The 13,308-nt window shown below is 45.4% G+C and carries 8 protein-coding genes; 3 read left to right on the forward strand and 5 right to left on the reverse strand.

The annotated features are described in order from the left end of the window. Positions 1-198 precede the first annotated feature (198 nt). The 5 genes from DW121_RS01310 to DW121_RS01330 all read right to left on the reverse strand — a co-directional run bounded on the left by DW121_RS01310 (position 199) and on the right by DW121_RS01330 (position 8,268). Positions 199-3,642: an AAA domain-containing protein gene (locus DW121_RS01310; RefSeq protein WP_118322871.1), complete on the reverse strand. Its 3,444-nt coding sequence runs from the start codon at positions 3,640-3,642 to the stop codon at positions 199-201. Beyond that, positions 3,639-4,463 carry a twin-arginine translocase subunit TatC gene (tatC, locus tag DW121_RS01315; RefSeq protein WP_118322872.1) on the reverse strand — a complete coding sequence of 275 codons (825 nt, stop codon included), beginning with the start codon at positions 4,461-4,463 and terminating at the stop codon, positions 3,639-3,641. Before tatC ends, DW121_RS01310 begins: the two co-directional genes overlap by 4 nt. A 36-nt stretch (positions 4,464-4,499) precedes the next feature. Continuing rightward, complete coding sequence (locus tag DW121_RS01320) at positions 4,500-4,712, reverse strand: twin-arginine translocase TatA/TatE family subunit (protein WP_021939892.1); 213 nt, start codon at positions 4,710-4,712, stop codon at positions 4,500-4,502. Positions 4,713-4,816: 104 nt separating this feature from the next. Further along, positions 4,817-7,303 carry a bifunctional UDP-N-acetylmuramoyl-tripeptide:D-alanyl-D-alanine ligase/alanine racemase gene (locus DW121_RS01325; RefSeq protein WP_118322873.1) on the reverse strand — a complete coding sequence of 829 codons (2,487 nt, stop codon included), beginning with the start codon at positions 7,301-7,303 and terminating at the stop codon, positions 4,817-4,819. Further along, complete coding sequence (locus DW121_RS01330; RefSeq protein WP_117711085.1) at positions 7,279-8,268, reverse strand: GSCFA domain-containing protein; 990 nt, start codon at positions 8,266-8,268, stop codon at positions 7,279-7,281. Before DW121_RS01330 ends, DW121_RS01325 begins: the two co-directional genes overlap by 25 nt. 171 nt (positions 8,269-8,439) lie before the next feature. On the opposite strand from DW121_RS01330, the gene dxs reads away from it, so the two are divergent. The 3 genes from dxs (at position 8,440) to DW121_RS01345 (ending at position 13,232) form a co-directional block, all read left to right on the forward strand. After that, entirely contained in the window at positions 8,440-10,347 is a 1,908-nt protein-coding gene (gene dxs, locus DW121_RS01335; RefSeq protein WP_117711083.1) for a 1-deoxy-D-xylulose-5-phosphate synthase, read from the forward strand. Between the two features lie 87 nt (positions 10,348-10,434). Beyond that, on the forward strand, positions 10,435-11,775 hold the full coding sequence (gene trkA, locus DW121_RS01340; protein ID WP_117711082.1) for a Trk system potassium transporter TrkA: 1,341 nt from the start codon (positions 10,435-10,437) through the stop codon (positions 11,773-11,775). Positions 11,776-11,780: 5 nt separating this feature from the next. Beyond that, positions 11,781-13,232 carry a TrkH family potassium uptake protein gene (locus tag DW121_RS01345; RefSeq protein WP_118322874.1) on the forward strand — a complete coding sequence of 484 codons (1,452 nt, stop codon included), beginning with the start codon at positions 11,781-11,783 and terminating at the stop codon, positions 13,230-13,232. The last annotated feature ends 76 nt before the right edge of the window (positions 13,233-13,308 follow it).

Raw genomic sequence — 13,308 nt, forward strand, 5'->3', positions numbered from 1 at the left:
GAAAAAAAGGGAAGTCTCACGACTTCCACAATTCTTCTAACCTTAAATCTAAATCTCTATGAAAAAAACGTGTTGCAAATATAAGGCTTTATCAAACATGTTGTTATTAATAAAGTATATAAAGAGAAAGAAAATATTTAAGATTTATTAAACGAAGTAAAGACAGCAGTCTACAGAAAGCAAAAGCTATTTTAATCGTTATGATTCACAACTTTTCAATAAACGGGAATAGATAGGATTCTGTTCCAGCAAATGAGGAACTCCCGTAATGAACATCTGTTTACGGGCTCTGGTCAAAGCCACATTAAGTTTACGATCTATTTGAATCCCGTTTTCTTCTGTCAGGTTAGCAAGAAACTTCAACTGGTATGCCCTGTTTACACAAAAAGAGTAAATAATGACATCACGCTCACTTCCCTGAAAACGCTCCACCGTATCTATCAGAATATCATTCAAAACAGAAATTCCCAAAGCGGAAATTTCCTTTTTGATTAAGGCTATTTGGCTTCGGTAAGGAGTGATTATACCTAAAGTGGAAATAGCATTGAATCCCTCCTCGGACAAGGTATACTGTCTATATATAGCAACGGCCAGTGCGGCTACAATCTTTGCTTCCGAATGATTTATCTTTGCCGACTGCATGAGCGGTTCGGGAATAGACGGAAGAAAAGCGACACGACGTGTCAGCAAAGGAGCAAATTCATTCGCAGAAAGTTCGGGAGACAATTCAAGATTCCCCGTTTGATGTTTCAATCCTATCGGTTGTAATAATCCGCCGTAGAAGGCGCGATTCGGAAAGTCCGCAACCTCTACATTCATACGTCCCTGACGGCACAAAATGTCAAGGGAGTTAAAAGTAGAGGTTTGCAAGCCTAAAATAGAGGTTTGTGAATGTAGCATAGAGGTTTGCTTCCTGCAAACCAACGGTTGCTTAGTGATATTCCGATAGAGACGTTCAAAAAGAGAATCTTTCAAATTACATAAACCGATAGCACGCAAACCTTCATCCTGAACTTCCGACTGTTCCGATGACTGAAGCACTACTGCCGGAAGCTGTTTATGGTCACCTATTAAGATAAACTTACCAATGGCATTTCCTCCGGCAATGCTACGCATACAAAGTAATCCCAACAGTTGCGGTTCCAATATTTGGGTAGCCTCATCTATCAGAGCGACATCAAAAGTCTTTAGACGAAACAGCTCTGTCTTGGCGGAGAGCGTAGCCACCGTTCCCACAAAAATACGGCAACGTGCCATACGTTCCTGCACTTCGCGACGAGTAGAACAAGTCTCCAGCATATTTTCTATCAAGTATGGACGATAGGCTTCGTCACAGGAGAGTTCACTACCGATACGTATAAAATCGACTTCGGGTGTAATAGCCGTCAGCATCTTGCATATCTCATCCACTGCCCGATTGGTATACGAAAGCAGCAGAATTTCTTTTCCCTCCCGATAAAAAGTCTCCACCATATTCCGCAAGGCACGGGAAGTCTTGCCAGTCCCCGGAGGACCTATCAACAAGAAATAATCTTTGGCAGCCTGTGCTTTCAAAGTAATACGTGCAAAGTCACTGTCGGCAACTGCTATAGCACTGCTAAAAGCACTGTCAAATTCCGGTTCGCGCTGACTTAGCAGCAAATCCCGGCGGTCTTTCGTAGCAGACAAGAAGGCAGACAGCCCCCAATACATACTACGAAAAGAAGTATCCATGTAATCATGCTCTATCGCATAACGACTATCCATTGGCAGAACTCTGATATTCTGTTGTGCTGCACGAAGTCTGACACGAATATCGGAATCGGAAATTTCTTCGATATTTCCCTTAAATACCATTTTATTGGTTACATTATCTTCACCGACATTCCGTTCATACAGAACAATCGCATCCCCTTGCCTAAAATTAGGCAAAGCATCCGCATCCGTATGCGTACGCTCCAGCACCAGATAAGGTTTATGGAGATTTGCCGCACAATTCTGCCGTATCACCAAATCATATAAAATCTCCCCGCTCTCACTTTTCTCCTCCAAAGTGGCAAGCCATAAAGCAGCCGCACCGGCACGCCCTTCATACTCCACATCACCGGATTTTGAAGTATAGAGTTCTTTGGTTATAAAGTTGTATAATGCGTAAAAATACGACTGTTCCAACGGTGACAGCGCATGAATCTTTTGCGTCACAGCATCGATGGAAGGATACAGATAACGTTTCCACAATATATTATCAAGTTGCCGTTCATTCAGAGTTTCGGGATTAAGGTCACGCAAGCGCTCTGCCGTATATTGCGGGCTATTACGCAACTGAATACCATATTCGTTTGCTACGATACGGTTTCGGATATTCATTACACGGCGCAGCATCGCCCACGAAGGACGTGCCGGATAAAGCAACGGATAGCGTGTATAGAGCAAATACGACTTCACCTGACGATGATCCTTTCCCATGGCATACTCCAATACCGCCTGATACAGCAGCATCTGTACCTTATTGTTCTCTTTGGGTTCTATTTTCCCCCGAATGGCGTACTCATCCGCTTTGCCCGATTTCATCTCAATGAAAGACGACATATCGCGCTGCATATAGTCCAAGCGTCCTTGCAGACCTAATGCCTCACAGATGTAAGACGGCTCCAATACGGCATCCGCCTTATCCAGTTCGTAACCTGAAGCCCGGAAAGTTTCCGTTACTGTCTGCCGGATATTATCAAAATGCCGCCTGCAATCGGCAAAGAATTCACGCTCTTTTTCGCGATCACGCAAATCAGCACAGGCAGCCAATTCAATGGGATACGAGCGGAATGCTTTTTTCATGCACGCCAGATAGTCGGGTTCATTTTCCGCGTGAATCCATTCATCCAGAAAGAGATTGGCTATATTACCCAACAGAAGCGGGCGGGTATTATCAGGTGTTTGCAGTCTTGCCAACATATAGTTTGCCGGGTGATGCCCGTACTCCCTGAAACATTCTGCCAACGAACTGATGTCGAGCAGGTAATCGGGTTCCAAAATAATGAAAGAAGGTGTAAGTACGCCCGAATCATCTATTGCCACATCCAGTAAATTAATCCGAGCGTGCCGCCACAGCAAATCGCAGGTTTCAGCAAATTCATCATTGACCTGAGGCACATTATAACGTACCCGTAGCGGTTCATCCGCTACTGCATCTACCGGACATACGTACAGATACTTCTCATCGGCATATTGGAAGCAGACACGCATACGTTGTACGTGCTCCCTTGCAAGAGGTTTTACGATATAGGTGGCATCAGCATACGGAAGCAGGCGATACAGTTCAGCCGGGATATCTTCACCGGTCAAGCGTTTTACAAAAAACGACAGAGTCTTGGCATCGCGCAACAAATGTCCTTTCGATGGATTTATTTTACGATTCAGAACCGCATTAGAAGTAAGCCGGAAAGTATGCAGACGATTTTGTTCCGCAACAGTCAACCCAAGTTTGGAAGATACAAAATTGATACGGGCAGAGAGGTCAGTCATTTGTAAACAACTATCCACCATTTGTGTACGGCACAAATGCTCAAGCAATTCCCGTAATTGACGGTAAGCACTTCCCAAAGCAGCATCTTCCGCACGACAAACTGCCTGCAGCAAATGAAAATATTCCTTTATGTCAGCACTCATTCCTCTTCCGTATCTATTACCTCATCAGTCTCATCGGTTTTCTTATCCTTAATCATCAGGATACTCATTTCATAAAGAAGATAAAGCGGAACGGCAACTACGGTCAACGTAAACGGATCGCCTGTGGGCGTTATGATGGCAGCGACGATAACGATAATCACCACAGCATGACGGCGATACTTGCGCAAGAATGTCTTATGTACCAACCCAAGCAACGAAAGCAGCCACGTCACCAGCGGGAGTTCAAAGGCAAGTCCCATACAGAGTACCAACATCATAAAATTATCGATATACGAATTAAGAGATATCTGATTCTCTATCGCCGCACTAAGCTGATAGGTGGAAAGGAAACGTAACGTCAGCGGATAGACCATGAAATAGCCCAGCAACACTCCGACAAAAAACATCACTGTTCCCAAACCGAGCGCTTTCTGCACTCCCCGGCGTTCACCGGGATAAAGCGCAGGGCTAATGAATCGCCATATCTCAAAGAACAAGTATGGTGCAGCTGTCACCACCGACATCCAAAAAGCCGTAGATATATGAATGAAAAATGGTGCAGCCAGATTAATATTTATCAGTTTTATCTGAAACTCCTGCGTAAAGAACTCATCGTGCAAATCGAGTTTCTCACCGATATAACGCAGCAAGTCATAAAAAATGAAATCATTATGGCAAGGAGCCAGCACTACATTGTCAAATAAATAAGGCATTGCAATGAAATAACCCATAGCCAATACAAACCATACGCCGAGAATGCGAAACAGCACCCGGCGCAATTCATCTAAATGATCCCAGAAGGTTAATTCTTTATCAGACATATTATAAACAGTGATAGAGTTATCTTTATCACCTTATTACTTATCTGCAGGTTTATCCACCTCTTCCTTTGCCTTATTGATTTCGTCTTTAGCTTCGTTCACACCTTCTTTAAAGCTCTTTACACCTTTACCCAAGCCACGCATCAGTTCAGGGATTTTCTTACCGCCAAACAACAGCAAGATTACCAGTGCGATGATAATCCACTCGGAACCACTGGGCAGAAAACCTAATAAGAGTAAGTTTGTCATAGTCATATCGGATTAAATTTGATTGCAAAGATAAGAAGATTTATGAAATATGAAGTATAAAGTATTAGTAAGTGTTGAAATCTAATTTATATCAAGAGCATCTGTCAGTCCTGATAATACACCCTCTTCACACGTGTCGAAACACTTGTCAGCACTTCGTACGGAATGGTGTCAAGCACATCGGAAAGAACGGTTATGGAAAGATTATCTCCGAAGATTTCAACACTGTCACCTTCTTTACAATCAATATCCGTTACGTCAATCATACAGACATCCATACAAATATTACCCACATAAGGAGCACGCTGTCCGTTTACCAGACAATAGGCGTGACCGTTACCCAAATGCCTGTTCAAACCGTCAGCATAACCGATAGGAATGGCAGCAATACGTGAAGGACGCACCAAATGTCCCTTACGGCTATATCCCACCGTATCTTCTTCGGGCACATCACGTATCTGCAGAATGGTAGTTTTCAGCGTACTGACATTATTTATTATGGAATTGTCTATCGGACTGATACCATACAGCCCGATTCCCAACCGAACCATATCAAACTGTGCTCCCGGAAAACGTTCTATACCGGCTGAATTGCAGATATGACGAAGTATTTTATGCGGAAACGCCTCCTGCAACTGCATGGATGCCTCCTCAAAAGTTTCTATCTGTCTGCGCGTAAAAGCATCGAATTGAGGAGCGTCGCTTCCCACAAAATGAGAAAACACTGAACGGGGAATGACTGCATTCTGCCCTTTCAGACGCTCTATAAGCCGAGGCATATCACCCGGAGCAAACCCCAACCGGTGCATACCGGTATCCAGCTTTACATGGATGGGGAAATTGGTGATGCCTTCCTTCTCGGCTTCCTTTATCAATGCCTCCAGCAGGTGGAAGCTGTAAACTTCAGGTTCCAGTTTGTAGTCGAACATAGTCTTGAATGCCGTCATTTCCGGATTCATGATGATGATACTTGCCGTAATGCCCGCCTTGCGCAAGTCCGAACCTTCATCGGCAACGGCAACAGCCAGATAATCCACATGATGTTCCTGCAAAGTTTTGGCAATCTCATACGACCCCGCACCATAAGCGGATGCCTTCACCATACATACCATTTTGGTCTCGGGCTTCAGTTTGCCGCGATAATAATTCAGATTGGCAATCATCGCACCGAGATTTACCTCCAGTATCGTTTCGTGTACCTTCTTCTCCAACACTTCCGTCAGTTCATCGAAACCGAACTTGCGTGCACCTTTAATCAGGATTATTTCATTCTCCAAGCGGAGTTCACCTTTCCCAATGGCCTCAATCAGCGCAACCGTATCCGGATAGAAAGCCTTCTCGATATTAAACCGTGCGGCACATGAAGATATTTCATTCCCCACACCGATAATACGTTCTATTCCCCGGCTGTTTACCAATTGTGCTACCTGCCGATAGAGAGTCGGCGTATTCTGTCCTGTCTCCAATATATCCGACAGAATCAGTGTCCGCTTCAGACCTTTGCTCTGCGAGCGGCGATACAGGAAATCGAGCGCTATATCCAGCGAGCCGAGGTCTGAATTATAGCTGTCGTTTATCAGCAAGCATCCGTTTTTACCTTCTTTCACCTCCAGACGCATTGCTATCGGCTCCAGTTTTGCCATACGCTCCGTAATCTGTTCGGCAGGAAGCATCAGATACAGGCAGGCTGCCAGGCAGTTCAACGAATTCTCGATAGAAGCATCATCTATGAACGGCAACGTAAATGTATTGTCCATATCCAGATAACGGTAAGAAACAACAGTGGAGTCCTCTTGCTTTTCCACTTTACTTATATATAGCGGACGCTCCATATCTTTCCTACTCCATGCTATCTCACGGGCGGAAAGCATGGATTTACCCACGCAGTTATTGATAAACTCGTCGTCACCGTTATAAATCACCACATCGCAATTCTTAAAGAGCGCCAGTTTCTCCATACACTTCTCCTGCAAAGAGAAGAAATTCTCCTGATGCGCACCTCCTATATTTGTCAGGATACCAATTGTAGGCTTGATAATATTCTGCAGGGCACGCATTTCTCCCGGTTCCGAGATGCCTGCCTCCAATATGGCAAGTTCCGTTTGCTCATTCATCTGCCATACAGATAAAGGCACGCCTATCTGCGAATTGTAGCTGCGGGGCGAACGGGTGATGACGCGTTCCGGACTCAACAGCTGATGCAGCCATTCCTTCACAATAGTTTTTCCGTTACTGCCCGTTATGCCGATAACAGGAATCTGAAAGCGGTCGCGGTGTTGTTCCGCCAACTTCTGCAAAGCTTTCAGCGGACTTGGGACGACTAATAAGTTGAAAGTTGAAAGTTGAAAGTTGAAAGTTTCAATTTCCTTCAGCCCTTCTTCGCTGACAACAAAATTACGAACACCACGCGTGTATAATTCCCGGATATAGCGGGTACCGTCATTCCGCTTGGTAGTCAAGGCAAAAAACAATGTTTCTTCCGGGAAACTCAGGGAACGGCTATCTGTAAGCAGCCAGTCAATGGTAGCCGGCATATCGCCTATCCGCCGCGCACCAATGATTCGGGCTATATCTTCAATCGTATATGACATAATTCTCTCTCCTTTTGGAAGTCTAAGTACGGGTATTTTCCGTTAAGTCGGTCTATTTTTAACACAATTTGTCCTAAAAAACGCTTATACTCTTCAGAATCCGGGTGAAAGGGCTTATGAGCTAATCCTCTACGGATATTTTCACTTTCCTCTATTATCTGTAACGTCTCTTCCGAAAAACAGGCAGACGAGAAACGTTCCCACACATATTGCACAGCCATATCGGAGGGATGTACCATATCTTCAGCATAAAAACGGTAATCGCGTAATTCGTCCAAAACCAATTCATAGGCGGGAAAATAGAACACGCTTTCCGGAAAGGCGGCTTGCAACCTGTCCACGGCCAACAATAAGGTAGATTTACTGAGCTGGTTAGCGTGTATGCCATCCCTTATATGGCGAATAGGGCTGACTGTAAACATCACTTTCAGCCCGGAATTTCGTGCCAGCAGTCCGGACAGCAATGAGGTATAGTCCGATACGATTTCATCGACCGTCAATCGTCTACGGGTAAATTCTTTCTCCGGCAACTTATGGCAGTTGCCTACAATACACCCCGTATTTTTTTGTTCGTACACCCAAGATGTACCGAAAGTAAGCAACAAACAATTTGTATGAAAAATCCGTCCGTGTGCATTAGCAATCCGCCCATTAATCTTCTTCAAGGTTTCATCGGCCGACGGTGATGAAAAATCCCCATGATGCATGGAGCTATGCCAACAGTCACGAAAGAAAAAGAGTTCTTCCTTTCCGTATACTTTTCCAAGTATGATTTCACGCAAAGCGACAGATATGGACAAAGGATTATAAAGCACACCGTAAGGGTTGACATCGCACGAGAATTTAGCACCTATAAGCCTTGTACCCATATTAGCTGCAAAGCAGGAACCGAGTAGCAACAAACGGTCTGTATGCCGCAAACGGGGCAGATTGGCAGGGAGTTCAACAGGAGTAATGAAGTTCATACACAAACTTTATTCAATTGGACTTGCAAAGATACAAAGAAATACAGCAAACGGAGAAACTGCAACTTTAAAATTCCTGTAAAAGGCTTCTCCAAAACAAAAAACAGACAAAATGATACAGCCATCCGTTTTCTTTTGCTATTTTTGCATTTTGTAATCTTCAGTACAGTGATGAAAACAGAACCAACAACATACAACTTGCTGGATTCCATTTCCTACCCGGAAGATCTGCGTAAATTAAGCGTAGAGCAGCTTCCGGAGGTTTGTGAAGAATTAAGGCAAGACATCATTCAAGAACTTTCGTGCAATCCGGGACACTTTGCAGCAAGTTTGGGTACAGTGGAACTTACCGTCGCACTGCATTACGTCTACAATACCCCATACGACCGTATCGTGTGGGACGTAGGGCATCAGGCCTACGGCCACAAGATGCTGACCGGACGTCGCGAATCTTTCTGCACCAACCGGAAGTTTAAGGGGATACGTCCCTTCCCCACTCCCGTGGAAAGCGATTACGACACCTTTACTTGCGGGCATGCCTCAAATTCCATTTCGGCAGCCTTGGGTATGGCTGTTGCAGCAGCAAAAAAAGGTGAGAAAGACCGCCATGTAGTAGCCATCATCGGTGACGGAAGCATGAGTGGCGGACTGGCTTTTGAGGGTTTGAACAATGCCTCGTCCACCGCCAACAACCTATTGATTATCCTCAACGACAATGATATGGCGATAGACCGCAGCGTAGGCGGTATGAAGCAATATTTGTTCAATCTGACAACCTCTAACCGCTATAACCAATTGCGTTTCAAAGCCTCCAAGATGCTGTTTAAAATGGGTGTGCTGAATGAAGACCGACGCAAAGCTTTAATCCGCTTTTCTAACAGTCTAAAATCAATGGCTGCCCAGCAACAGAACATCTTCGAAGGGATGAACATACGATACTTCGGTCCGATAAACGGGCACGACGTAAAGAACCTGGCCCGTGTTCTGCGGGATATAAAAGATATGCAAGGACCTAAAATCCTTCACCTGCACACTATAAAGGGTAAAGGCTTCGAGCCCGCCGAAAAGGAGCCGGGCATCTGGCACGCGCCTGGTAAGTTCGACCCCGAAACCGGAGAACGTATTACTGCCGACACCAGCAATCTTCCCCCTCTATACCAAACCGTATTCGGCGAAACACTAGTGGAATTAGCAGAGAAGAATCCGAAAATCGTCGGAGTCACACCCGCCATGCCCACAGGATGCTCCATGAACATATTGATGAAGGCAATGCCCGACCGCGCTTTCGATGTAGGCATTGCCGAAGGGCACGCCGCCACATTCTCCGGTGGCATGGCAAAGGAAGGACTGCAACCCTTCTGCAACATTTATTCGTCTTTCATGCAGCGGGCTTATGACAATGTGATACATGACATTGCCATCCTGCGGTTACCTGTTGTGCTCTGTCTGGACCGCGCCGGATTGGTAGGTGAAGACGGACCGACACATCATGGCGTATACGACCTTGCCTATTTCCGTCCTATCCCGAATCTGACCATTTCCTCGCCTATGGACGAGCACGAACTGCGTCGTCTGATGTACACTGCACAACTGCCGGGCAAAGGTCCGTTCGTAATCCGCTATCCACGCGGACGTGGCGTATTGGCAAACTGGCGATGCTCGTTGGAGGAAATCCCTGTAGGCAAAGGACGGAAACTGAAGGACGGGAAAGACCTTGCTGTCATCACCATCGGTCCGATAGGAAACATTGCCGCACACGCCATTAAACGGGCGGAAACCGAGAAAGGACTTTCCATAGCCCACTACGACCTACGTTTTCTTAAACCGCTGGACGAAGCATTATTACATGAAGCGGGACACAACTTCAAACGCATCATTACCATAGAAGACGGTACGCGAAAAGGCGGCATGGGAAGTGCCGTTTTGGAGTTTATGGCGGACAACAACTACACCCCGCACATAGAGCGCATCGGCGTACCCGACACATTTATAGAGCACGGTACGGTACAGGAGTTGTATCAATTGTGCGGAATGGATGAGGAAGGAATCTATAATATATTAATTAAGAATGAAAAATAAAGAATGAAAAATCGGGCTGCGCTATGCAAGCCGTCCGCAAGGAAATTCTTCATTCTTCACTCTTCATTCTTCATTTCTTAAAGTATTGTGAAAATAATCATTGCAGGTGCCGGCGCAGTAGGCACACATTTGGCCAAACTATTGTCTCGCGAAAAACAGGACATTATATTAATGGACGACAACGAAGAGAGGATGAGTACACTCAGCTCCAACTTCGACTTGATGACTGTCACCGCCTCTCCCACTTCCATTAAGGGATTGAAAGAAGTAGGGGTGGGAGAAGCCGACCTTTTCATTGCCGTTACTCCCGATGAAAGCCGCAACATCACTGCCTGTATGCTCGCTACCAATCTTGGTGCGGTAAAGACCGTAGGCCGCATTGACAACTACGAGTACCTGTTGCCCAAAAACAAGGAATTCTTCCAAAAATTGGGGGTAGACTCGCTTATCTATCCGGAAATGCTTGCAGCAAAAGAGATTGTATCTTCCATCCGTATGAGTTGGGTGCGCCAATGGTGGGAATTCTGTGGCGGCGCACTGATTCTGATAGGGGCTAAGATGCGTGAGAAGGCGGAGATTTTGGATATTCCCCTGCATCAACTGGGCGGACCGGAATTACCCTACCACGTGGTAGCCATCAAGCGCGGCAATGAAACACTGATTCCTCGCGGCGACGATGTCATAAAACTGCATGATATTGTTTATTTTACGACCACCCGCAAATTCGTTCCGTATATCCGTAAGATAGCCGGCAAGGAAGATTACGCCGATGTGCGCAATGTCATGATTATGGGAGGAAGCCGCATTGCAGTACGCACCGCACAATACGTTCCCGACTATATGCAGGTGAAGATTGTAGAAAACGACCTGAACCGATGCAACCGCCTTACCGAACTACTGGATGATAAGATTATGATTATCAACGGAGACGGACGGGACATGGATTTGCTTGTAGAAGAAGGATTAAAGAACACCGAAGCTTTTGTTGCACTAACCGAGAACTCGGAAACAAACATCCTCGCCTGCCTGGCTGCAAAGCGTATGGGAGTAAGCAAGACTGTGGCGGAAGTAGAAAATATAGATTATATAGGCATGGCGGAAAGTCTTGACATCGGCACTGTTATCAACAAAAAGATGATTGCAGCCAGCCACATCTACCAGATGATGTTGGATGCAGACGTCAGCAACGTAAAATGCCTGACTTTTGCCAATGCCGATGTGGCGGAATTTACCGTCAAACCCGGCTCTAAGATAACCAAGCACCAGGTAAAAGACCTCGGTCTACCCAAGGGAACAACTATTGGCGGGCTGATACGCAACGGCGAAGGTGTTGTGGTTATGGGTAACACACAAATACTGCCCGGCGACCATGTGGTAGTATTCTGCCTGAACATGATGATTAAGAAAATCGAAAAATATTTTAACTAGCGAACGTGATTAACTTTAAGACAATTATACGGATTATCGGTATTCTGCTGTTACTGGAAACAGTCATGCTACTGGCATGTTCGGCAATATCATATTACTATAATGACGAAGCCCTGCTTGATTTCTGGAAATCGGCAGGTATCACTGCCGGAGCCGGCCTACTCATGGCCATCGCCGGAAGAGGCGGCGAAAAACAACTGACCCGCCGTGACGGTTACGTATTGGTCAGCTTTGCATGGGTAGCCTTTTCTCTTTTCGGTATGCTGCCTTTCTACATCAGCGGATACGTTCCCGACATCACAAATGCTTTCTTTGAAACCATGTCCGGTTTTACAAGTACGGGAGCTACCGTATTGGACAACATAGAATCGCTTCCCCATGGGCTGCTATTTTGGCGTGGCATGACACAATGGATAGGCGGTTTGGGAATTATCATGTTTACGATTGCTGTATTGCCTATTTTCGGAGTCAGCGGTCTGCAGGTATTCGCTGCTGAAGCCAGCGGTCCCACGCACGACAAAGTGCATCCGCGTATCGGCATCACGGCCAAATGGATATGGAGTATCTATACCGGGCTTACCCTGATTCTTGTAGTCCTGCTCATGCTGGGAGGTATGGATTGGTTCGACAGCGTATGCCACGCCTTTGCCACCACAGGCACAGGAGGATTCTCCACCAAACAAGCAAGTATAGCCTATTACAACTCTCCTTATATAGAATATGTCATCTCCTTCTTTATGTTTATCTCCGGTATCAACTTTACGTTGTTGTTATTTTTTGCCAGCCGGAAATTCAAGAAGGTCATTGACAATGCCGAACTGAAATGGTATTTCTGGTCGGTAGTTGGTTTTACTACCGTCATTGCAGTTGTTCTCTACTATACCAGCTCGATGGGGGTGGAAGAGGCTTTCCGCAAATCATTGTTCCAAGTTATATCTTTGCATACCTCAACCGGCTTTGCCACAGACGACTATATATTATGGACACCCATACTTTGGGGATTGCTAACCATTGTTATGGTCATGGGAGCTTGTGCGGGCAGTACAACGGGCGGATTGAAATGTATCCGAATGGTAATCCTTGCCAAAGTGTCACGTAATGAATTTAAACACATCCTCCATCCTAATGCCGTACTGCCGGTACGTGTAAACAAACAGGTAATATCGCCTTCCATCGTTTCTACAGTTCTGGCATTCTTCTTTTTATACTTCATTATTATCATTATCGGCATACTGATAATGATGGGAATGGGGATAGGAGCCGAAGAATCCATTGGCTGCGTCATATCCAGTATTGGCAATATGGGGCCCGGATTAGGTGATACAGGTCCCGCCTATTCATGGAATGCCCTGCCTGATGCAGCCAAATGGCTGTTGTCATTCCTCATGTTATTAGGACGCCTGGAATTGTTTACTGTCTTACTTTTGTTCACCCCGGAATTTTGGAAGCGGAATTGACTTAGGATAAAAAGTGTAAAAATAGTCATTTTTTGTTATGCAGAGATAGCAAAATGAAAGATACTTATTATATCTT

The sequence above is a fragment of the Bacteroides sp. AM10-21B genome, from assembly GCF_003472565.1.
GTDB classification, from domain to species: domain Bacteria; phylum Bacteroidota; class Bacteroidia; order Bacteroidales; family Bacteroidaceae; genus Bacteroides; species Bacteroides propionicigenes.

Excerpts from the sequence above, each read along its gene's own strand:
- DW121_RS01310 (WP_118322871.1), bottom strand. The coding sequence starts at position 3,642 with ATGAGTGCTGACATAAAGGAATATTTTCATTTGCTGCAGGCAGTTTGT.
- tatC (WP_118322872.1), bottom strand. The coding sequence starts at position 4,463 with ATGTCTGATAAAGAATTAACCTTCTGGGATCATTTAGATGAATTGCGC.
- DW121_RS01320 (WP_021939892.1), bottom strand. The coding sequence starts at position 4,712 with ATGACAAACTTACTCTTATTAGGTTTTCTGCCCAGTGGTTCCGAGTGG.
- DW121_RS01325 (WP_118322873.1), bottom strand. The coding sequence starts at position 7,303 with ATGTCATATACGATTGAAGATATAGCCCGAATCATTGGTGCGCGGCGG.
- DW121_RS01330 (WP_117711085.1), bottom strand. The coding sequence starts at position 8,268 with ATGAACTTCATTACTCCTGTTGAACTCCCTGCCAATCTGCCCCGTTTG.
- dxs (WP_117711083.1), top strand. The coding sequence starts at position 8,440 with ATGAAAACAGAACCAACAACATACAACTTGCTGGATTCCATTTCCTAC.